Origin of the sequence: Curtobacterium flaccumfaciens UCD-AKU (assembly GCF_000349565.1) — a bacterium.
Lineage (GTDB): Bacteria > Actinomycetota > Actinomycetes > Actinomycetales > Microbacteriaceae > Curtobacterium > Curtobacterium poinsettiae.
Genome location: NZ_KB714617.1, coordinates 95305 through 116687, shown reverse-complemented (window position 1 = coordinate 116687; position 21383 = coordinate 95305). Strand labels below are relative to the sequence as shown.

18 protein-coding genes are annotated in these 21383 nt (G+C 70.1%); 11 read left to right on the top strand and 7 right to left on the bottom strand.

The window, feature by feature from the left end; translation table 11 throughout:
• Positions 1–133 precede the first annotated feature (133 nt).
• From H489_RS28005 to H489_RS27995, 3 genes are read right to left on the bottom strand one after another with little or no spacing between them, the layout of a single operon-like run.
• On the bottom strand, positions 134–2278 hold the full coding sequence (locus H489_RS28005) for an ABC transporter ATP-binding protein (RefSeq protein ID WP_017887072.1): 2145 nt from the start codon (positions 2276–2278) through the stop codon (positions 134–136).
• The gene (locus tag H489_RS28000; protein WP_017887071.1) at positions 2271–3209 is read right to left on the bottom strand and encodes an ABC transporter permease; all 939 of its coding nucleotides are present in this window, start codon (positions 3207–3209) and stop codon (positions 2271–2273) included. Before H489_RS28000 ends, H489_RS28005 begins: the two co-directional genes overlap by 8 nt.
• Positions 3210–3212: 3 nt before the next feature.
• Positions 3213–4193, bottom strand: coding sequence for an ABC transporter permease (locus H489_RS27995; protein WP_017887070.1), 981 nt, complete (start codon positions 4191–4193; stop codon positions 3213–3215).
• Positions 4194–4448: 255 nt separating this feature from the next.
• Here H489_RS27995 and H489_RS27990 point away from each other — a divergent pair, with 255 nt between their 5' ends.
• Positions 4449–6167, top strand: coding sequence for an ABC transporter family substrate-binding protein (locus H489_RS27990; RefSeq protein ID WP_017887069.1), 1719 nt, complete (start codon positions 4449–4451; stop codon positions 6165–6167).
• Between the two features lie 190 nt (positions 6168–6357).
• Positions 6358–6813, top strand: a complete 456-nt coding sequence (locus H489_RS27985; RefSeq protein WP_152427246.1) for a hypothetical protein — start codon at positions 6358–6360, stop codon at positions 6811–6813.
• Between the two features lie 80 nt (positions 6814–6893).
• Here H489_RS27985 and H489_RS27980 read toward each other — a convergent pair whose 3' ends face one another.
• The 3 genes from H489_RS27980 to H489_RS27970 form a co-directional block, all read right to left on the bottom strand.
• Positions 6894–7445 carry a PH domain-containing protein gene (locus H489_RS27980; protein ID WP_017887067.1) on the bottom strand — a complete coding sequence of 184 codons (552 nt, stop codon included), beginning with the start codon at positions 7443–7445 and terminating at the stop codon, positions 6894–6896.
• A gap of 192 nt (positions 7446–7637) precedes the next feature.
• A complete protein-coding gene (locus H489_RS27975) occupies positions 7638–8117 on the bottom strand; it encodes a peroxiredoxin (RefSeq protein ID WP_017887066.1) in 480 nt (159 codons plus the stop codon).
• Positions 8118–8262: 145 nt separating this feature from the next.
• Positions 8263–9012 (bottom strand): CPBP family intramembrane glutamic endopeptidase, encoded by a 750-nt coding sequence (locus tag H489_RS27970; protein WP_017887065.1) that lies wholly within the window; start codon positions 9010–9012, stop codon positions 8263–8265.
• A gap of 121 nt (positions 9013–9133) precedes the next feature.
• On the opposite strand from H489_RS27970, the gene typA reads away from it, so the two are divergent.
• The 7 genes from typA to H489_RS27940 all read left to right on the top strand — a co-directional run bounded on the left by typA (position 9134) and on the right by H489_RS27940 (position 17166).
• A complete protein-coding gene (gene typA, locus H489_RS27965) occupies positions 9134–11056 on the top strand; it encodes a translational GTPase TypA (RefSeq protein ID WP_017887064.1) in 1923 nt (640 codons plus the stop codon).
• A gap of 100 nt (positions 11057–11156) precedes the next feature.
• Positions 11157–12350 (top strand): amidohydrolase, encoded by a 1194-nt coding sequence (locus tag H489_RS27960; protein ID WP_031259685.1) that lies wholly within the window; start codon positions 11157–11159, stop codon positions 12348–12350.
• A gap of 117 nt (positions 12351–12467) precedes the next feature.
• Positions 12468–13016: a hypothetical protein gene (locus tag H489_RS36835; RefSeq protein WP_017887062.1), complete on the top strand. Its 549-nt coding sequence runs from the start codon at positions 12468–12470 to the stop codon at positions 13014–13016.
• A 19-nt stretch (positions 13017–13035) separates the two neighbouring features.
• Positions 13036–14220 carry a PIG-L family deacetylase gene (locus H489_RS36830; protein ID WP_017887061.1) on the top strand — a complete coding sequence of 395 codons (1185 nt, stop codon included), beginning with the start codon at positions 13036–13038 and terminating at the stop codon, positions 14218–14220.
• Between the two features lie 35 nt (positions 14221–14255).
• The gene (gene fdxA / locus H489_RS27950) at positions 14256–14573 is read left to right on the top strand and encodes a ferredoxin (RefSeq protein WP_017887060.1); all 318 of its coding nucleotides are present in this window, start codon (positions 14256–14258) and stop codon (positions 14571–14573) included.
• Positions 14574–14584: 11 nt separating this feature from the next.
• On the top strand, positions 14585–15703 hold the full coding sequence (dapC, locus tag H489_RS27945; RefSeq protein ID WP_017887059.1) for a succinyldiaminopimelate transaminase: 1119 nt from the start codon (positions 14585–14587) through the stop codon (positions 15701–15703).
• 164 nt (positions 15704–15867) lie between these two features.
• On the top strand, positions 15868–17166 hold the full coding sequence (locus H489_RS27940; protein ID WP_017887058.1) for a citrate synthase: 1299 nt from the start codon (positions 15868–15870) through the stop codon (positions 17164–17166).
• A gap of 686 nt (positions 17167–17852) precedes the next feature.
• On the opposite strand, the gene dapD is transcribed toward H489_RS27940, so the two are convergent.
• The gene (gene dapD, locus H489_RS27935; protein ID WP_017887057.1) at positions 17853–18818 is read right to left on the bottom strand and encodes a 2,3,4,5-tetrahydropyridine-2,6-dicarboxylate N-succinyltransferase; all 966 of its coding nucleotides are present in this window, start codon (positions 18816–18818) and stop codon (positions 17853–17855) included.
• 119 nt (positions 18819–18937) lie between these two features.
• On the opposite strand from dapD, the gene dapE reads away from it, so the two are divergent.
• Positions 18938–20020 (top strand): succinyl-diaminopimelate desuccinylase, encoded by a 1083-nt coding sequence (gene dapE / locus H489_RS27930; protein ID WP_017887056.1) that lies wholly within the window; start codon positions 18938–18940, stop codon positions 20018–20020.
• Positions 20005–21249, top strand: coding sequence for a hypothetical protein (locus tag H489_RS27925; protein WP_017887055.1), 1245 nt, complete (start codon positions 20005–20007; stop codon positions 21247–21249). Before dapE ends, H489_RS27925 begins: the two co-directional genes overlap by 16 nt.
• The last annotated feature ends 134 nt before the right edge of the window (positions 21250–21383 follow it).

The window sequence follows — 21383 nt, the reverse complement described above, 5'->3', positions numbered from 1 at the left end:
GGGATGGGCCCACCTCCCGTCCGTCTGCTGGTCACGACCGCTGCCGCGCTTGGTGAGCAGAAATGGTCGGGTCCGCGGGTGGGACCCGACCATTCCTGCTCACCATGCGGAGCGGTGAACGTGACCGTCGTCGTCAGACGACCGCGCCGACCCGCTCGGTGAGCAGGTGCTCCTGGTCGGTCTGGATGCAGGCGACGCCACGGCCGTGCACGGGCTCGAGGCCCGGGTCGATGGTGCGGCACTGCTCCTGCCGGCCCTCGTCGAGGAGCTGGTAGAGCGGGCAGCGCGTGCGGAACCGGCAGCCGTCGATGCGCTCCGTGGGGGAGGGCAGGTCGCCCTCGAGCAGGATGCGCCCGCGGGCGGCCTCGGCCATCGGGTCCGGCACCGGGACAGCCGACAGCAGGGCCCGCGTGTACGGGTGTTGCGGGTCCGAGAAGACCGCGTCCCCGTCGCCGTACTCGACGATGCGGCCGAGGTACATGACGGCGACGTCGTCGGCGATGTGCCGGACGACGGACAGGTCGTGCGCCACGAACAGGTAGGACAGGCCGAGACGGTGCTTGAGGTCCTCGAGCAGGTTGATCACACCGGCCTGCACCGAGACGTCGAGTGCGGACACCGGCTCGTCGAGCACCAGGATCTTCGGCTCCACGATCAGCGCGCGGGCGATGCCGATGCGCTGCCGCTGGCCACCCGAGAACTCGTGCGGGTACCGGTCGATGTAGGTCGGCTCGAGGCCGACCAGCTCGAGCACCTCGCGCACGCGCCGACGGATCTCGTCCTTCGCGACGCCGTGCACCGTGAGGGGTTCGCCGATCACCGAACCGATGTCGAGGCGCGGGTCGATCGACGCCATCGGGTCCTGGAAGACCACCTGGATGTCGCGGCGCAGGGCCAGACGGTCCTTCTTGGAGAGCGAGGCGGTGTCGACGCCGTTCACCCGGATGGTGCCGTGCTGGGCGCCGGCGAGTTCGAGGATCTCCATGATCGTCGTCGTCTTGCCGCAGCCGGACTCGCCGACCAGGCCGAGCACCTGCCCGCGCTTGAGCGTCAGGGAGATGCCGTCCACCGCGTGCACCTCGCCGATCTGCCGGCGGAACAGTGCGCCCTTGGTGAGCGGGAACGTCTTGACCACGTCGTCCAGTTCGAGCACGACGTCGTCGCCGTGGTCGACGCTGGCCTCGGGGACGTCCTCGGGGCGGGGGAAGATCTCCGAGCGCTCGAGGGTGCCCGCGGCGATCTCGTCGCGGCGGATGCACGCGGCGGTGTGCTCGTCGAGCAGGGTGCCGTTGCCGATCGTCTGCACGGCGCCGGTCATGACCGGGTTGTCGGCGCTCTGCGGCACCGTCGTCGCGACGAGGGCGGGTTCGCCGTCGCGGCAGGCGTCGAGGACGGCGGGGCAGCGGTCGGCGAACGGGCAGCCCGTCGGCTTCTGCGTCAGCAGGGGCGGGCGGCCGTCGAGCGGGACGAGCCGCTCGGTGCGGGCGGAGGTCATGTTCGGCATCGAGCGGAGCAGCCCGATCGTGTACGGCATCACCGGCTCGCGGAACAGCGGCAGGACCGGTGCCGTCTCGACGATCCGGCCGGCGTACATCACGGCGACGCGGTCGGCGTTGCCGGCGACGACGCCCAGGTCGTGCGTGATGAGCACGACGGCCGCACCGGTCATGTCCTTCGCGGTCTGCAGCACGTCGAGGATCTGCGCCTGGATCGTCACGTCGAGGGCGGTGGTCGGCTCGTCGGCGATGATCAGCTTCGGGTCGTTCGCGATGGCGATCGCGATCATCGCGCGCTGCCGCATGCCGCCGGAGAACTCGTGCGGGAACGCGTCGAGCCGTCGCGCCGGGTTCGGGATGCCGACGATGCGCAGCAGTTCCTCGGCGCGGGTGCGCGCGGCGTGTGCGGTCAGCGACCGGTCGTGCAGGCGCAGGCCCTCGACGATCTGCTGCCCGATCGTGTACACCGGCGTCAGGGCGGACAGCGGGTCCTGGAACACCATCGCGATGTCACGACCGCGCAGCGCCGACATCTCACGGTCGTTCTTGCCGACGAGCTCCTGCCCGTCGAAGCGGATGCTGCCCTGCACCTGGGCGGACGACGGCAGCAGGCCCATCACGGCCATCGAGGACACCGACTTGCCGGACCCCGATTCACCGACGATCCCGAGGAACTCGCCGGGGGCGACCGAGTAGTCGACACCCCGGACCGCGTAGACGGGCTTGGTCTTCGGGTTGAACGTGACCGACAGGTCGGACACGGTGAGCAGCGGCTCAGTCACGGTTGGCTCCGGAGGTGGGGTCGATGGCGTCGCGCAGGGCGTCGCCGAGCAGGCTGGTCGAGAGCACGGTCGCGACGAGGGTCGCTGCGGGCAGGACGAAGAGCCACGGGCGGGTGACGGCCGACTGGCTGCCGGCGGCGAGCAGGGTGCCGAGCGAGACGTCGGGGATCTGGATGCCGAAGCCGAAGTAGCTGAGGGCGCTCTCGGAGAGGATCATCGCCCCGACACCCAGCGTCGCGTCGATGATGAGCAGCGATGCCACGTTGGGCAGGATGTGCCGTCGGATGATGGTGAACGAGGGCACACCCATGAACCGGGCGGCCTTGACGTAGTCGCGCTCGCGCAGGGACATCGTCTGCCCCCGGATCACCCGGGCCATGATCATCCAGCCGAAGATCGCCAGCCCCACGATGAGTGCGAGCCAGCTGAGGTTCTTGAACAGCGGGCTGAGGAGCACGAGCGCGTAGAACGACGGGATCACCAGGAGCAGGTCGATGCCCCAGACGAGCGCACGGTCGACGAACCCACCGAAGTACCCGGCGACGGCGCCGACGATGCCGGCGATGAGGGTCGCGGCCGGTCCGGCGATGAGTCCGATGAGCAGCGACTTCTGCAGGCCGACCAGGGTCTGCGCGTAGATGTCCTGGCCGATGTCGTTCGTGCCGAACCAGTGCGCGGCGCTCGGCGGCATGCCGAACGCGAGCCCGTCGGAGTCGGAGGCGTTCCAGTGGTACAGGTGCGGGCCGACGAACGCCCAGAGGATGATGAGCAGCAGCGCACCGCCGCCGATGCGCGCGCGCCAGGTGCCGAACACCTTGCGCCAGAGCGGGGTGCGGCCGCCCTTCACCTCGATGACGTGCGCCGGCGTCCCGGCGTTGCCGTCGCCGGGGTCACCGGCGGTGGTCGTGGTCGTGGGGTCGAGAACAGACACGGGTCACACCCTCACTCGCGGGTCGAGCGCGGCGTACAGCAGGTCCGCGAGGGTCCCTGCGATGAGCACGAGGATCGCCGTGAAGAGGATCGTGCCCGCTGCCGCGTTGATGTCGTTGTTCGTGATGCTCTGGATGAAGTACTCACCCATGCCGTGCCAGCTGAAGACCAGCTCGGTGATGCTCGCACCCGTCAGGATCAACCCGAACGAGTAGGCGAAGAAGGTCGACATCGGGATGAGGGCGACCCGCACGCCGTGGCGCATGATCGCCGATCCGCGCGTGCGGCCCTTCGACCGGGCGGTCCGGATGAAGTCGTTCGACAGCACGTCGAGCATCGCGGAGCGCTGGTAGCGCGAGTACGACGCGACGGCGCCGACCGTCAGCGAGATCGTGGGTAACAACAGGTGCACGAGTCGGTCGCCGAGCACCGGGAAGAACCCGCTCACCCCCGGCGTGTACTCACCGGTGAAGCTGATCACCTGTGCGCCGACGCCCTGGTTGAGGGAGGTCGCCAGGATCATCAGCACGACCGCGATCACGAACGGCGGGGTCGCGAGCACCGTGAACGACGCGTAGGTCGAGACCTGGTCGGACACCTTGTACTGCCGGACCGCGTTCCAGACGCCGAGCAGCACGCCGAAGAGCGCACCGAGCAGCGTGCCGATCACGAGCAGCCGCAGGCTCGTCCCGGACCGGGCGATGATGTCGGCCGTCACCTCGGTGCCGCGCGAACTCATGCCGAGCGACCCGTGCGTGACCAGGCCGACCCACCAGTCCCAGGTGCGGACGAGGATGGGGGTGTTCGGATCGGCGCCGAGCTTGCGGAGCGACGCGTCGATGGTGCCCTGCGGCACGGCCGGGTTGCGCCCGAGGAACCGGGCGGCCGGGTTGAGCGTCGTGCTGGCGAGGATGTACCCGAGCGTGGTCGCCACGATCGTCAGGACGATGTAGTTGACGATCCGCTTTGCGATGAAGGCGAGCATGTGGTTGGTGACCTCTGGGTGCGGCCGTCCGTCCGGACGGCGTTGTCGGTGGCGACAGGCTAGCCGGTCCGGACGGCGGGGTGGGACAACGGAAGTGACGTTATGCAACATTCGTTACGAGCGTGTTTCGATTCCTCGCAGAGACCCTTGTGCAGCCTTCGGATGTGGCTAGGGTTCTCAACCAACAGACGCGACGGCGGGGCCGCCGCGGTCCAGCGCGAACTGCGCGAACCACAACGAAAGGGAATCCTCGCCATGCGAAAGAGGATCAAGGGCATCGCGGTCCTGGCCACCGCTGCGGCAGCTGCCGTCGTGCTGGCGGGCTGCTCCGGCGGCGGAGAAGCGGGCGGCGACAACTCCGCGGTCGCCGAGTCGTCACTGAAGTCGACCGGCTGGACCGTCGCGGACCGCGCCGACGTCAAGGACGGCGGGTCGATCACCCTGCCGATCGACACAGCTCCGGCGAACTGGCAGCTGGCCAACCTTGACTCGGGGACGGTCGACGACACGACGATCTCGCAGACCTACCTGCCGGGGTTCATCCAGTTCAAGGAGAACGGCGAGTGGGAGGCGAACAAGGACTACGCGACCTCCGTCGAGCTGACCAAGGACTCGCCCCAGACCGTCGAGATCAAGATCAACCCGAAGGCCGTCTGGTCGGACGGCACCCCGATCAGCGCAAAGGACGTCATCGCGAACTGGAAGGCGCTGAACGGCACGAACAAGGCCTTCGCGCCCCTCGCCACCAACGTGTGGGAGGACGTGGACTCGGTCAAGCAAGGCTCCGACGAGCGTGACGTCATCATGACGTTCTCGAAGACCAACGCCGACTGGGCGAGCGTCCTCGGCGCGATCTACCCGTACTGGGCCGTCGACACCCCGGACCACTTCAACAAGGCCTGGGCCAAGGGTCCGTACGCCGCCGACGGCAAGACCTACGTCTCCGGTGGTCCCTACATCCTGAAGTCCTTCGACGCCAACGGTGGCGTCGTGACCTTCGAGAAGAACTCCAAGTGGTGGGGCGACCCGGGCAAGCTCGACACGATCGTCTTCAAGACGGTCTCGCGTGACGGCGTCGCCCAGGCGTACGGCAACAAGGAGCTCGACGCGTTCAACCTGAACGGCAGCGCCGACAACCTCAAGACGGCGAACTCGCGGTCCGACTCGAAGATCGAGCGCTCGCTCGGCACCACGCAGCGTCAGATCACGCTGAACGGCACCTCGGACGTCTTCAAGGACCAGGACGTGCGCCAGGCGTTCGCACAGGCCATCAACCGCAAGGTCGTGGCCCAGGCGATCCTGTCGCCGGTGAAGAGCCCGGGCGACGTGCTCAACAACCTCGTCTACCTGCCCGGTCAGCAGGGCTACGAGGACGACGCGTCGAGCGTCTACGGCTACAGCACCGACAAGGCGAAGTCGAAGCTCGAGGACGCCGGCTGGAAGATCGGTTCGGACGGCTACGCGACCAAGGGCGGCAAGGAACTCGACGTCCGCTTCGTGATCCCCTCGGACAACCCGAACTCGGCGAACGTCGCGCAGCTCGTGCAGCAGCAGACGAAGCTCGCCGGCTTCAAGGTCACCATCGACACCGTCCCGACCGACGACTTCTTCACGAAGTACGTCACCACGTCGACGCGTGACTTCGACGCCACGTACTTCGCGTGGCAGGGCACCCCGTTCCCGATCTCGTCGCTGAAGTCGATCTACTACCCCGCCGACGCCGGCCAGAACTACAGCGGCGTGACGGACGACTCGCTCGGCGCCGCCTGGGACAAGGCGAACGGCGAACTCGACGCGGATGCCCGCATCAAGGACGCGCAGGCCATCGGCAAGAAGATCGTCGCGGTCGCCGGCACCATCCCGCTGTTCGCCGAGCCGTACGCCTGGGGCGTTCGCAAGGACCTGGTGAACTACGGTCCGGCGCAGTTCCAGCAGTCGTCGGTCAAGTGGCAGGACGTCGGCTACAAGAAGTAGCCACACCGCACGAGAACGACACCGCACACGAACGACACCCCCGACGTCGCACGACGTCGGGGGTGTCGTTCGTGTGCGGCCCGTTGACGACGCAACTGCCCAGACCTTCAGTTGACATCCGATGTTGTGCCCTGCAACTGTTGCCGAGGGCGGTAGGGGCTACCGCCTCTGTGAAACAAGGGGCAGATCCATGCGTAAGAAGAAGATGATGATGGGCGTCGCAGCGATGACGCTCGCGTTCTTGGGATTCACCGCCACTTCGGCGAGCGCTGCCGAGGTCGTCATCGTGCACATCGGCGGGACCACGGTCGTCGGCGGTTCCAACACTTTCAAGGACAACGACGGCAAGACGAATGTCTACCGCACCACGGCGACCTTCAGCCAGGTGAAGGCGAAAAGTGCAAGGCTTGTCAGCTTCCAGGTCTGCTACAGCCGGACTGGTGGGGGCCAAGCGACGCTGTCGCCGTACACGCGGAACGTCAACGGGAACTTCTGGGACTCCGGGGTGTACAAGGTGATCACGTCCGGGACCTGCTACACCTACAAGCCGAACAAGGTGTACAAGAAGCAGAGCAACGGTGAGATCGTCCGAGTTGTGAACCGCATCACGCCGAACCGCGAGGAGACCGTCGGTTTCTACCGCTGAGACCGGCTCCGGACGGAGAACCTTCAACGACACCCCCGACGTCGCACGACGTCGGGGGTGTCGTTCTGCGTCGGGGCGAGTCAGAACTGTGCCGCCGCCAGCGACGCGGCGAACCCGAGGACCACGAGCGCCAGGATCGTCCAGCCGTGGGTGCGGTGCGTGATCGGCGCAGCCGTCACGGACGACGGGGGCGGGCCGTCCTGCGTCACCGGAGCGGGCACGTGGGCCAGCATCAGCGAGGCCGCAGCGTCGACGTCCAGGCGATCCGGGCCTCCTGGCCGGTCACCGGTGTGCGCGGCGAGACGCGCCGTCGGGCGGGTCGCGATCCAGACGCGGCGGACGCCCTCGCTGGTGACCACCTCGATGCCGTACTTCGTGCGCACCTCGCTGACGCGCGACCAGGTGTAGGTGCTGGTGCGCCGGACGTCGACGATGCGCAGGTGCTCGGGCGTCAGCTCGAACCGCGGCCGCCACAGCACCGCCCACGCGACGAAGGCGACGGCGATGCTCGGGATCGGCACGAGCCACGGGGTTCCGCCGCCGATCAGGGCCAGCGGGACGAGCACGACGGCCACGACCCAGAGGACGAGGGCGAGGGCGCGCAGGCCCGGGGCGACGATGGTGGTGTGCACCGGACGAGGGTACGAGATGCCTCCCCGGAGACGCCCGGGGAGCGGGTGTGACACACCGGCGCGTATCTCCGGACGACCCGATTCCCCGGGGAGGCAGATCCTTGACGGACCCTCGTGCCGTCCATGGTCGTCGCCCCCGGTTGGGGTGTCAACACCCCGTTTCGACGAGTTCAGCGGACTCCCACGCCGGGGCTACGAAACGAGCAGTTCGATCTGTTGGCGGATCGTCTCGGCCTTCGGGAACCGCAGGCCGACCAGGCCGATGTGGCGCCATCGGAGCACGCCGTCGGGGCCGATCACGAACACGGATCGTCGCAGGCCGATCCCCGGTGCCTGGACGCCGTAGGCGCGGATGACCGAGCCCGCGGTGTCGCTGAGCAGGGGGAACGCGAGCGAGGAGCCGCGGGCGAACTCCTCGTGCGAGTCGAGCGCCTGGGGGCTGATGCCCCACACCGTGGCACCGAGGTCGGTGAACTCGTCGAGTTCGGCCTGGTAGCTGCAGAGCTGGGCCGTGCAGACCGCCGTCGCGTCGCCCGGGTAGAAGGCCAGCACGACCGTCCGGCCGATCTCGGCGGACAGGTCGTACTCGTCGTCGGAGCGGACGCCACGGCGCACGACCATCCCCGGCAGGGTGAACGACGGTGCGGACTCGCCGATCGCGGGGATGCTCATGCGCTCACCGTAGGGCTGCGGTTCGGCCCTCGGACCTCGGCGCGCTGTGCTGGGGCTGTGGATGCGCCCGGTGGCGCGCTGAACGGCCGACGGGACAGCGAGCCGGCGGCCCCGCGACGCGGCGTTCCGCCAGCGGCCCCGCGGCCTACGCGAACAACTGCGGGAACGCGTGCGCCACCCAGGGGTACCCGACGAAGACCACCGCGTCGAGCAGGGCGTGCGTGATCACGAGCGGCAGCAGCCGACCCCACTTCGTGTAGATCCAGCCGAACACGACGCCCATCACCGCGTTGCCGATGAACGCCCCGAAGCCCTGGTACAGGTGGTAGCTGCCACGCAGCAGTGCGGTCGACAGGATCATCTGCCAGCGGCCCCACCCGAGGTCCCCGAGCCGGGCGTAGAGGTACCCGATCACGATCACCTCCTCCTGCAGCCCCGAGCGGATCGCGGACAGCAGCAGGACCGGGATCGTCCACCAGTACGAGTTCAGTGCGGCGGGGTCGACGGCGACCGTGATGCCGAGCGCACGTCCGGCGAAGTACAGCGCGAGCCCCGGGATCCCGATGCAGAGCGCGATCAGGGCCGGGCCGCCCAGGTCCGGCTTCGCCCGGAACCGGTCGATGCCGAGCCGGCCGAGGTGCGGTCGCGAGGTGCTCCACAGCAGGTAGCAGACGAGTGCCACCGGGGCCAGGTCCACCGCGATGCCCAGGAGCTGCCGGGCGAGGTCGACGTACTGCACCGTCGTCGACGAGGTGTTCAGGGCCGTCGACTGCTCGCCGAGCGGCGTCGTCTGCGACAGGTCGTCGATGATCTGCAGGATCGAGTACAGGGCGCTGGCGCCGAGCGAGAGCAGCAGGACGATGGTGATCTCGACCCACGTTCGCCGACGGCTCATCGTCAGTACTCCTGTCTGTTGCGAACTACCGGTAGACTGGCGTGTCGGGCGTTCTGCCCGCGGGTGCGGTGCTGTGAAGACACTGGCCCGACACTCTCCCAGAAATTGAAGGATGTCCTGTATGGCGCTCGCCACCCGGTCCGACCTGCGCAACGTCGCCATCGTGGCACACGTCGACCACGGCAAGACCACCCTCGTCGACGCGATGCTCACGCAGACCAACTCGTTCGACGCCCACTTCGAGGGCGAAGACCGCATGATGGACTCGAACGACCTCGAGCGCGAGAAGGGCATCACGATCCTCGCGAAGAACACGTCGGTGCTCTACAACGGCAAGCACGCGACCGAGTTCGGCTCGGACGGCCCCATCACCATCAACGTGATCGACACCCCGGGTCACGCCGACTTCGGTGGCGAAGTCGAGCGCGGTCTGTCCATGGTCGACGGTGTCGTCCTGCTGGTCGACGCGTCCGAGGGCCCGCTGCCCCAGACCCGCTTCGTGCTCCGCAAGGCGCTCGCCGCGAAGCTCCCGGTGATCCTGCTCGTCAACAAGACGGACCGCCCCGACTCCCGCATCGACGAGGTCGTCTCCGAGTCGCAGGACCTGCTGCTCGGCCTGGCCTCCGACCTGTCGGACGAGGTCGACGACCTCGACCTCGACGCGATCCTCGACGTCCCGGTGGTCTACGCCTCGGGCCGCAACGGTGCCGCGTCGCGCAACAAGCCGAACGACGGCGAGCTGCCCGACAACGACGACCTCGAGCCCCTGTTCGAGGCCATCCTGCAGCACGTCCCGGCGCCGAAGTACGACGACCAGCACCCGCTGCAGGCCCACGTCACCAACCTCGACGCGTCGCCGTTCCTCGGTCGTCTCGCGCTGCTGCGCATCTTCCACGGCACGATGAAGAAGGGCCAGACGGTCGCGTGGGTCAAGCACGACGGCACCGTCGTCAACGCCCGCATCACCGAGCTCCTCATCACCAAGGCGCTCGAGCGCTACCCGGCCGAGTCGGCCGGCCCCGGTGACATCGTCGCCGTCGCCGGGTTCGACACGATCACCATCGGTGAGACCCTGTCCGACCCCGAGGACGTCCGCCCGCTGCCGACCATCACGGTCGACGACCCGGCGATCTCGATGACGATCGGCACGAACACCAGCCCGCTCGTCGGCAAGGTCAAGGGCCACAAGCTGACCGCCCGCATGGTCAAGGAGCGCCTCGACCGCGAGCTCATCGGCAACGTCTCGCTCAAGGTCCTCGACATCGGTCGTCCGGACGCGTGGGAGGTCCAGGGTCGCGGCGAGCTCGCACTGGCCATCCTCGTCGAGCAGATGCGTCGTGAGGGCTTCGAGCTCACCGTCGGCAAGCCGCAGGTCGTCACCAAGCGTGACGAGAACGGCAAGCTGCAGGAGCCGTACGAGCACATGACGATCGACACGCCGGAGGAGTACCTCGGCGCGATCACGCAGCTCATGGCCGCTCGCAAGGGGCGCATGGAGAACATGACGAACCACGGCACCGGCTGGGTGCGCATGGAGTTCATCGTCCCGTCGCGTGGCCTGATCGGCTTCCGCACGTCGTTCCTGACCGAGACCCGCGGCACCGGCATCGCCAACGCGATCTCGCACGGCTACGACGAGTGGGCCGGCCCGATCCAGACCCGCATCAACGGCTCGATCGTCTCCGACCGCTCGGGTGTCGTCACGCCGTTCGCCATCACGAACCTCCAGGAGCGGATGACGTTCTTCGTCAACCCGACCGAAGAGGTCTACGAGGGCATGGTCATCGGCGAGAACTCGCGCGCCGACGACATGGACGTCAACATCACGAAGGAGAAGAAGCTCACGAACATGCGTTCGGCGAACGCCGACTCCTTCGAGTCGATGACGCCGTCGCGCCAGCTCTCGCTCGAGGAGTGCCTGGAGTTCGCGCGCGAGGACGAGTGCGTCGAGGTCACCCCGGCCGTCGTCCGCATCCGCAAGGTGGAGCTCGACGCGCAGGCCCGCCAGCGCTCGTACGCCCGCCTGAAGCGCCAGGACGCGTAAGCACCAGCACGAGCAACACCCCCGGAGGCCCGTCCTCCGTCCGACGGCCCGGTCACCTGCAACAGGTGGTCGGGCCGTTCGCGGTTGTACCGTGGTCAGCGTGACTCTCGACCTGCTCTCGATCTACCAGGACCTGCACGCCCACCCGGAGCTCGGCTTCCAGGAGCACCGCACCGCCGGTGTCATCGCCGCGAAGCTCGCCGAGATCGGGGGGATCGACGTGACGACGGGCGTCGGCGGCACCGGCGTCGTCGGTGTCGTCGCGAACGGCGAGGGCCCCGTGGTGTGGCTCCGCGCCGACATGGACGGCCTGCCGGTGCAGGAGCGCACCGGCCTGTCGTACGCCAGCGAGCACGTCGGCACCGACGACGAGGGCCGGGACGTCCCGACCATGCACGCCTGTGGCCACGACATCCACGTCACGTGGCTGCTCGGCACCCTCGAGCGCCTCGTCGCGACCACGGGGGACTGGCGCGGCACGGTCGTCGCCGTCTTCCAGCCTGCTGAAGAGGTCATCTCCGGCGCACGCGCGATGGTCGAGGACGGCCTGGTCGAGCGGTTCCCGAAGCCGGACGTCGTGCTCGGGCAGCACTCCGCGCCCGCACCGGTCGGCATCGTCGCCGTCGGCACCGGCCCGGTGATGGCGTCGAGCGACCGGCTGACGGTGACGTTCAACGGCCGTGGGGCGCACGGCTCGGCGCCGCAGGCCTCGCTCGACCCGGTCGTCACCGCGGCGTCGGCCGTCGTGCGACTGCAGACCGTCGTCGCGCGCGAGGTCTCGCCGAGCGACGCGGGTGTCGTCACCGTCGGCAGCTTCCACGCCGGCACGCGGGCGAACATCATCCCCGACGAGGCCGTGATCGAGATCTCGACCCGTGCCCGCAACGAGGAGACCCGCCAGCGCATCATCGCCTCGATCGAACGCATCGTCCGTGCCGAGAGCGCGGCCGGTGGGCTGTCCGAGCCGACGATCGTGCGGGCTCCGGGTGCCGAGGTCACCGTGAACGACGCCGAGGCCGCCGCCACCGTGCTCGACGCCATCCGCGCCGAGGTGCCGGGTGCTCGCGACCTCGAGATCGGGCTCGCCATGGCGTCGGAGGACGTCGGACAGCTGGCCACCGCCGCCGGCGCGCCGCTCGTGTACTGGTTCACGGGCATCACCGACCCGGAGCGCTTCCGCCGTGGCGAGGAGATCCCGAGCAACCACTCGCCGTTCTACGCGCCGCAGGCCGAGACGGCGATCCCGGTGGGTGTCGACGCCCTGGTGGCGGCGACGCGCGCCTACGTCGCCTGAACCGTCCGTCGGCACGGAGGCCCGGGGCGGCCCCGCCGCGCAGGTGACCGCCCCGGGGACGGCACGTTCACAGCCAACTCGCGCCGCGCCTCCCGGCTCGTCCGTTACGGTCACGCCATGCGTTCCCTCCGTACCCCGCTGATCGCCGCCGTCGCTGCCGGCATCGCCCTGGCCGGACTCACCGGCTGCTCGACCGAGGCCGTGCAGCAGGCCACCGACCTCGGGTCCTCCGTCGCGTCGAACGTGGCCGACGGGGTCGCCGGCATCGACGGCAAGGCGATCCAGGACGGCATGTCCTCGGTCGCCGGTGGCATCGACGGCGCGCTCGACACGGCGCTCAAGGGCGCCGACGTGACCTCCGACGGCAAGGTGCCGGACGGGTTCCCGTCGGCAGACGTCCCGCTCGTCGACGGCACGGTGCTGGGCGGCGGAGCCGGACCGAACGGCTCCGGGTGGGTCGCCCAGGTCCGGGCGGCCTCCGTCGACGACTTCCGGACGGCCGCGCAGCAGCTCACGGATGCCGGGTACACCGAGTCAGCGAAGCGCGCGGACTCGTCCAGCGCGTTCGGCATGTTCCGGAGCGACGGGTACCGCGTCGTGCTGACGTTCTCGGACAGCAAGGACAGCGGTGGCGTCACGGCGACCTACATCGTCACGCCCCGCTAGTCCCGTACCCTTGGGGACGATGTCCAAGGCCCCCGCCACGCGCCCGGAGCGCGTCCTGATCGTGCACGCCCACCCCGACGACGAGACGCTCTCGTCGGGTGGGACCATCGCCACCCTGCTCGAGCGCGGTGCCGAGGTGACCGTGCTCACCGCGACCCGGGGCGAGCGCGGCGAGATGCTCACGGAGCAGCTGGCTCCGCTCGCGGGCGACCCCGCGCGGGTGGCGCGGCACCGGGAGACCGAGATCGCCGCGGCCCTCGCCGCCCTCGGCGGGCCGCAGCACCTGTGGCTCGGTGGGCGCGGCGCGCGGCCGACCGACCTGCCCGAGCGTCGGTACGTCGACTCCGGCATGCAGTGGGGCCCGGACGGCCGGGCCACCGCTGCGGCCGACGCCCCGACCGACTCGCTGACCGCGGCTGACCTGGGCGAGCTGGTCGACGACGTGCGCGCCGCCATCCGTTCCACCGGAGCCGACGCGGTGATCAGCTACGCCGACGACGGCGGCTACGGACACCCCGACCACGTGCGGATGCACCACGCGGCGCAGTACGCGGCCCGTGCCGAAGAGGTCCCGTTCTCGATGATCGTCGACCCCGACAGTGGGCAGGCCGACGTCACCGTCGACGTCTTGCCGGTCCGGGCCAAGGTGCGGGCGGCCGTCGAGCAGTACCGCTCCCAGGTCGCCGTCGACCCCGTCGACCCCGCCGACCCGGCCGCGCTGTCGTGGGTGATGCCGCACGGCGTCCGACAGCACGCCCCTGCGGTGGAGGCGTTCCGGCACGACGCGGCCCCGCAGCCGGGGGCGCCGCAGACCTACGGCGAGATGTCCGGTCAGGGCAAGGCCGCGGCGGTCGTGGTGTCGCTGCTGGTCGGGCTGCTCGCCGGCGGCCTCGGCACGGTGACGCACCAGCAGACGCTCGGCGCGTTCCCGGTCGGACTCGTCGTCACCACCCTCATCGTGCTCGGCCTGACCGTGGGCGTGCGGCTCGTCTACCGCTCGCGGACGATGGTCGCCGCGATCGGCATCGGCATCCTCGTCGCGACGCAGGTGCTCGTGTCGGTCGGTGGCGAGAGCTCGCCGCTCGTCCTCGCCAACGCGGCCGGGTACGTGTGGACCTTCGCCCCCGCGGCCATCACCGCCCTCGTCCTCGCGTGGCCGGACCTGTCGGGGCTGCGGTCCCGGACGGCCGCGGGCCACGAGTAGACTCGAACCCGCTCGTCGAAGGGAGCACCCGAACCGTGACCTACGTGATCGCCCAGCCGTGTGTCGACGTCAAGGACCGCGCCTGCATCGACGAATGCCCGGTCGACTGCATCTACGAGGGTGACCGCTCGCTGTACATCCACCCCGACGAGTGCGTCGACTGCGGTGCGTGTGAGCCGGTCTGCCCCGTCGAGGCCATCTACTACGAGGACGACCTGCCCGACCAGTGGGCCGACTACTACAAGGCCAACGTCGAGTTCTTCGACGAGGTCGGGTCGCCCGGTGGCGCCGCGAAGGTCGGCGTGATCCACAAGGACCACCCCGTCGTCGCTGCCGAGCCCGTCCGCGGCTGACCGGACCCCTCGTGGCGCTCGACCTCCCCGACTTCCCCTGGGACCAGCTCGTCCCGTTCAAGCAGCGCGCCGCGGCGTACGAGGGCGGGATCGTCGACCTCAGCGTCGGCTCGCCCGTCGACCCCACGCCCGAGGTCGTCCGCACCGCCCTGGCCACCGCAACCGACGCGCACGCCTACCCGCAGGTCGCCGGCACCCCGGCGCTCCGGCAGGCCATCGCCGACTGGTACGGCCGCCGGCACGGTGTCGCCCTGACCGAGGCGAACGCGCTGCCGACGATCGGCTCCAAGGAGTTCATCGCGGGCCTGGCGCTCTGGCTCGGCATCGGCCCCGGCGACACCGTGGTGTTCCCGGCAGCGGCGTACCCGACGTACGAGCTCGGTGCCGCGCTGGTCCGGGCCGACGCCCTCGCCTCGGACGACCCGGCCGAGTGGCCGTCCACCACGAAGCTCGTCTGGCTGAACTCCCCGGGCAACCCGGACGGCCGCGTGCTCACCATCGGCGAGCTCCGTGCCGCCGTGGTGCGCGCCCGCGAGCTCGGGGCCGTCATCGTCGGCGACGAGTGCTACGCCGAGCTCGGCTGGGACCCGGAGTACGCCACCACCCCGACCCCCACGATCCTCGACCCCCGGGTCGTCGGCGACTCGCTCGACGGCGTGCTCAGCGTGTACTCGCTGTCGAAGCAGTCGAACCTCGCCGGCTACCGTGCGGCCTTCGTCGCCGGTGACGCCGCGATCTTGGCCGACGTGCTGGCCGTCCGCAAGCACGCCGGGCTGATGCCACCGCTGCCCGTGCAGCAGGCGATGGTCGTCGCGCTGCAGGACGAGACCCACGTGCAGCAGCAGAAGGCCCGCTACCGTGCCCGTCGGAACATGCTCCGGCAGGCACTCGAGGGCGCGGGCTTCCGCATCGACCACAGCGAAGCCGGGCTCTACCTCTGGGCGACCCGCGGCGAGCCGGCGCTCGACACCGTCGCCTGGCTCGCCGACCGCGGGATCCTCGTCGCACCGGGCACGTTCTACGGTGCAGCCGGGGGCGAACACGTCCGCGTGGCCCTGACGTCGACCGACGAACGGATCGCCGCAGCCTCCCAGCGACTGGCGAGCAGCCGGCGCCTCGGCACCGCGTAGCACGGACACGAGCACTCCCGCCGGCGCCCGCAATCCCTGGGAACCACCAAATCGTCACCTGGGATGTGTGCACGACCGACAGGTGCCGCGATTAGGCTGTCCTCGTGACTGACACTGCCAATGACGCTCAGAAGACGGCCACACCGCCCACCACGCCCGTCCCCGTGAGTCCCGCCGCCGAACAGCAGGGCGCGACCGCGACGCTGACGTTCCCGGGTGGCACGGCGGAGTTCCCGATCCTGCAGAGCGTCGACGGCGCGTCCGCGATCGACATCTCGACCTTCAAGAAGCAGACCGGGATGAACACGCTCGACTACGGGTTCGTGAACACCGGTGCGACGAAGAGCGCGATCACCTACATCGACGGCGACCAGGGGATCCTGCGCTACCGCGGGTACCCGATCGACCAGATCGCCGCGAACTGCACCTTCCTCGAGGTCGCGTGGCTCCTGATCTACGGCGAGCTGCCGACCCCCACCGAGCTCGAGCAGTTCGACGCCCGCATCCGTCGGCACACCCTGCTGCACGAGGACCTCCGTCGCCTGTTCGACGCCCTGCCGCACTCGGCGCACCCGATGTCGGTGCTGTCGAGCGCCGTGAGCGCCCTGTCCACGTACTACGAGGACGACATGGACGTCGACGACCCCGAGAAGGTCGAGCTGCAGACCGTCCGGCTCCTCGCCAAGCTCCCGGTGATCGCGGCCTACGCCCACAAGAAGGCCATCGGGCAGGCGTTCCTGTACCCGGACAACTCGCTGTCGTTCGTCGACAACTTCCTGCGGCTGAACTTCGGCACCATGGCCGAGACCTACAAGCCCAACCCGGTGCTCTCGAAGGCGCTCGAGCGGCTCCTCATCCTGCACGAGGACCACGAGCAGAATGCCTCGACCTCGACGGTGCGCATGGTCGGCTCGACGAAGGCGAACATGTTCGCCTCGATCTCGGCCGGCATCAACGCCCTGTACGGCCCGCTGCACGGCGGCGCGAACGAAGCCGTGCTCGAGATGCTCCAGCAGATCAAGGACTCGGGCGAGCCCGTCACGCGGTTCGTCGAGCGGGTGAAGAACAAGGAGCAGGGTGTCAAGCTCATGGGCTTCGGGCACCGCGTCTACAAGAACTACGACCCGCGCGCCAAGCTCGTCAAGGAGTCCGCGCACGAGGTCCTCGAGTCCCTCGGCGTGCAGGACGACCTGCTCGACATCGCGATGGAGCTCGAGCAGATCGCACTCGAGGACGAGTACTTCGTCAGCCGCAAGCTCTACCCGAACGTCGACTTCTACACCGGCATCATCTACAAGGCGATGGGCTTCCCGCCGCGGATGTTCACCGTCCTGTTCGCGATCGGTCGTCTGCCGGGCTGGATCGCCCAGTGGCGCGAGCTGAACAACGACCCGCTCAACAAGATCGGTCGCCCGCAGCAGCTCTACGTGGGTGCGCCCGAGCGCGACGTCCCCGAGCGCTGACCGACTCCGAACGCCCCGCCCCACGAACCCGTGGTGCGGGGCGTTCGTGTGTCTGCGCCCGCCGCCACATCGATCGGGCGGAACACCCGGGTGGCGCGGCGTGCGCACGCCGGCATTCCGCCCGCTCGTCGCGTCGCGTCGTGTCGGGTCGAGCCGGGGGAGGGGCCGGAGGGGCGGCGGGGTGCGCTGCTGCGGATCGAACGGGCGGAATGCCACGGTGGGGCCGACGGCGCACCCCGGCATTTCGCCCGCTCGCGGGCGGGGCGGGGGAGCGCTGGACGGGAGGGCATGGAGGCCCGGTGCCGGTCTCGTGGGCCGGCTCCGGGCCTCCTGTGCGTGCGTCGGTGGGTGGGCGACCGTGGGACGCGCCGCTCACCTGCGCCGGGTGGTCGCGAACGGTCGTCCGGCGGGCGTCGAAACGACGGTTCGTGCGCCCTCGGCGCACGCGGACGGCGTGTTGTGACCACTCGCGGGGCACTGGAGGCGACGACCTGGAGGCCCGGTGCCGGTCTCGTGGGCCGGCTCCGGGCCTCCAGGCGGGTGCGTCGGTGGGTGCGCGATCGTGGGACGCGCCGCTCACCTGCGCCGGGTGGTCGCGAACTGTCGTCTGGCGGGTGCCGGAGCGACGGTTCGTGCGCCCTCGGCACCCGCCGGCGACGTGTCGTGACCGCTCGCCGGGCGGGGCGCTACGCGTGCAGCGCGGTGTTCAGCTGGATGCCCTCGCCCTTGCGCTGCAGGGCTTCGACGGCGCCGCTGACGCTGTTGCGGCGGAACAGGATGTTCGGGGTGCCGGAGAGCTCGGCGGCCTTGACGGTCTTCGGGGTGCCGTCGGGGTTCGGGGCCGCACCGACGAGGACCACCTTCGTGCCGGCCGTCACGTAGAGGCCGGCCTCGACGACGGAGTCGTCACCGAGCGAGATGCCGAGGCCCGCGTTCGCGCCGAGGAGCGCACGTTCGCCGAGGGAGACACGGTGTGTGCCGCCGCCGGACAGGGTGCCCATGATCGAGGAGCCACCGCCGACGTCGGTGCCGTGCCCGACGACGACGCCCTGCGAGACGCGGCCCTCGATCATGGCGTCACCGAGGGTGCCGGCGTTGAAGTTGACGAAGCCCTCGTGCATGACCGTCGTACCTGGTGCCAGGTGTGCGCCGAGGCGGACGCGGCTCGCGTCGGCGATCCGGACGCGGTCCGGCACGACGTAGTCGAGCAGGCGCGGGAACTTGTCGATGCCGTGCACGGCGATGCCGGCGCGCTGCAGCGCGGGGCGCAGGCGCGTCAGCGACTCGGGGTGCACGGGGCCGGCGTTCGTCCACGCGACGATCGGCAGGTGGCCGAAGACGCCGTCCAGGGAGACCTCGTTCGGGCGGACGTGCAGGTGGCTCAGCAGGTGCAGGCGGAGGTACGCGTCCGGGGTGCTCGTCGGGCTCGCGTCGATCGTGATCTCGGTGGTGACGGCCTCGATCCGGACCTCGCGGCGGGGGTCGTCCCCGACGTGCGCCTGCAGCTCGGCGGGGAACACGGCGTCGGCGGGCAGGGCGCCGAGGTGGGTCTCCGGGTACCAGGTGTCGAGCGTCGTGCCGTCGGCGGCGATCGTCGCGAGGCCGTGGCCCCAGGCGTGGGTCGGGCGGTCGGAGGCAGTCGTGTCGGTCACGGCTCCAGGGTACCGAGCGGCCGTCGGAGGGCACCGTCCGGCCGGACGGCCGGGGCGGCGGGGATCCCGTCCGGCCGGACGGCCGGGGCGGTGCGAGGGTCGGCCGGTAGGCTGCCCGCATGCCGGAGCACCTCGACCTCACCGCCTCGTCCATCGACATCACCCGTGCCATCTGCGACATCGAGTCGGTGTCCGGCAACGAGCAGGCCCTCGCCGACGCGATCGAGGCCGTGCTCGCCCCGCTGCCGCACCTCGAGGTCATCCGCGACGGCGACGCGATCGTCGCGCGGACGAACCTGGGCCGCGACCGCCGGGTGGTCATCGCGGGGCACATCGACACCGTCCCGCTCAACGACAACCTGCCGACCGAGTTCCGCACCACCGAGGACGGCACCGAGATCCTCTGGGGCCGCGGCACCGTCGACATGAAGGCCGGCTGCGCGGTGCAGCTCAAGCTCGCGTACGACCTGGCCGACCCCTCGGTCGACGTCACGTGGGTCTGGTACGACCACGAGGAGGTCAGCGACGCCCTGAACGGCCTCGGTCGTCTGGCCCGCACGCGGCCCGAGCTCCTCGCCGCCGACTTCGCGATCCTCGGTGAGCCGTCCGGGGCGCAGATCGAGGGTGGCTGCAACGGCAACCTCCGCGCCGAGATCCGCACGTTCGGCAAGCGCTCGCACAGCGCCCGGAGCTGGATCGGCGACAACGCCATCCACAAGACCGCCCCGATCCTGGCCACCCTGGCCGCGTACGAGCCCCGCACCGTCACGGTCGACGGGCTCGAGTACCGCGAGGGTCTGAACGCCGTCGGCATCAGCGGCGGCATCGCGGGCAACATCATCCCGGACGAGGCGATGGTGCACGTGAACTACCGGTTCGCCCCGTCCCGTTCGGACGACGAGGCCGTCGCCCACATCCGCGAGCTGTTCGACGGCTACGAGGTCACGATCGTCGACCTCGCCGCCGGTGCACGTCCCGGGCTCGACGCCCCGCTCGCGCAGGACTTCGTGGCTGCCGTCGGTGGAGCGGCACCCCGCCCGAAGTACGGCTGGACCGACGTCGCACGGTTCTCGGGCCTCGGCGTCCCCGCGGTCAACTACGGCCCCGGCGAACCGGTCTTCGCCCACCACGACGACGAGCAGGTCCCGGTCGCGCAGATCACCGCGGTCGAGGCCGGGCTGCGTCGGTGGCTGACGGCCTGACGACGGCGGGGGCCACCCGGAGGACCCCTGCTCGGAACCGCTGGCGGGCCCGGTACCGGGTCGTGCCCTGGTGGGTGCGCATCACCGTCGTCTACGTGCTGGCGCGGCTCGTCACCGGCGCGATGATGCTCGTCTTCGCCGGCGTGCAGGCGGCGAACTCGTTCACCGTCCAGAGCCCCGGCTACCTGTCGTTCGCGTCCATCTGGGACGGCGCCTGGTACCGCGTGATCGCCACGGGTGGGTACCCGTCGACGTTGCCGGTCGACGCCGCGGGACACGTGACCGAGAACGCGTGGGCGTTCATGCCCGCCTACCCGTTCCTGGTGCGCGGGTTCATGCTGCTCACCGGAGCGCCGTTCGAGTTCGTCGCGGTCTCGGTGTCGTTGCTCGCCGGCCTCGGCGCCGCACTGGTGTTCCGCCGGCTGATGGGCCGGTTCCTCGACCCCGCGCGGGCGACGTTCGCCACGGTGCTGTTCTGCGTCGCACCGGTGTCGGCGGTGTTCCAGGTGGCCTACGCGGAGTCGATGGGCCTGTTCCTGCTGCTCGTCGCGCTGCTGCTCATGGTGGACCGACGCTGGTGGGCGATGCTCCCCGTCGTGCTGCTGCTCGGCATGACCCGGCCGACCGGGCTCGCCTTCGCGTTCCTCGTCGTGCTCTTCGTGGTCGCGTGGGCGATCCGCCCCGCCTGGGTGCGGTCGTCGGAGCCGCTGACCGTCCGCCGCCTCGTGCCGCCCGCGGTCGTCGCCACGGTGTCCGGCCTGGTCGGTCTGGCGTGGCCGGCGATCGCGTGGGCCGTCACCGGGGTGCCGAAGGCGTACACGGACACCGAGCTCGCCTGGCGCTCGTCGTACATCGGGTGGAAGGAGCTCGTGCCCTTCGCGCCGTGGGTGCAGGGGTTCGGGTGGTGGTTCGGGCAGCCGGCCGGGGCGCTGTTGCTCGTCGTCGTGCTCGTCGGCTTCGCCGCGTTCGTGAGCATGCCCGCCGCGCGCCGGATCGGGATCGAGCTGCGACTGTGGGGTGTGGCGTACCTGGTGTACCTGCTCGCGGTGTTCTTCCCGCAGTCGAGCACCTGGCGGATCCTCGTGCCGATCGCGCCGCTGCTCGGCATCGTCGCGCTGCCGCGGTCGCGGGTGTACCGCGTGGCCGTCGTCGTCGCGTTCGTCGGGCTGCAGTGGGTCTGGCTGTACTACACGTGGTGGATCGACGGCTACGACTGGACCCCGCCGTGATCGACGCGGAGCACCGGAAGGCCCGTGGATCTGCGTTCTGCGGAGCACCGGAACGCCACATCCGACACCCCCAACCTGGGCGGTTTCGCAGTTGCCCCCTCCATACGGGATAATGGGACAGCATTTACTGCACG

Excerpts from the sequence above, each read along its gene's own strand:
- H489_RS36830 (WP_017887061.1), top strand. The coding sequence starts at position 13,036 with ATGTCCAAGGCCCCCGCCACGCGCCCGGAGCGCGTCCTGATCGTGCAC.
- H489_RS27995 (WP_017887070.1), bottom strand. The coding sequence starts at position 4,193 with ATGCTCGCCTTCATCGCAAAGCGGATCGTCAACTACATCGTCCTGACG.
- H489_RS36835 (WP_017887062.1), top strand. The coding sequence starts at position 12,468 with ATGCGTTCCCTCCGTACCCCGCTGATCGCCGCCGTCGCTGCCGGCATC.
- H489_RS27985 (WP_152427246.1), top strand. The coding sequence starts at position 6,358 with ATGCGTAAGAAGAAGATGATGATGGGCGTCGCAGCGATGACGCTCGCG.
- H489_RS27990 (WP_017887069.1), top strand. The coding sequence starts at position 4,449 with ATGCGAAAGAGGATCAAGGGCATCGCGGTCCTGGCCACCGCTGCGGCA.
- dapE (WP_017887056.1), top strand. The coding sequence starts at position 18,938 with ATGCCGGAGCACCTCGACCTCACCGCCTCGTCCATCGACATCACCCGT.
- typA (WP_017887064.1), top strand. The coding sequence starts at position 9,134 with ATGGCGCTCGCCACCCGGTCCGACCTGCGCAACGTCGCCATCGTGGCA.
- H489_RS27970 (WP_017887065.1), bottom strand. The coding sequence starts at position 9,012 with ATGAGCCGTCGGCGAACGTGGGTCGAGATCACCATCGTCCTGCTGCTC.
- H489_RS27975 (WP_017887066.1), bottom strand. The coding sequence starts at position 8,117 with ATGAGCATCCCCGCGATCGGCGAGTCCGCACCGTCGTTCACCCTGCCG.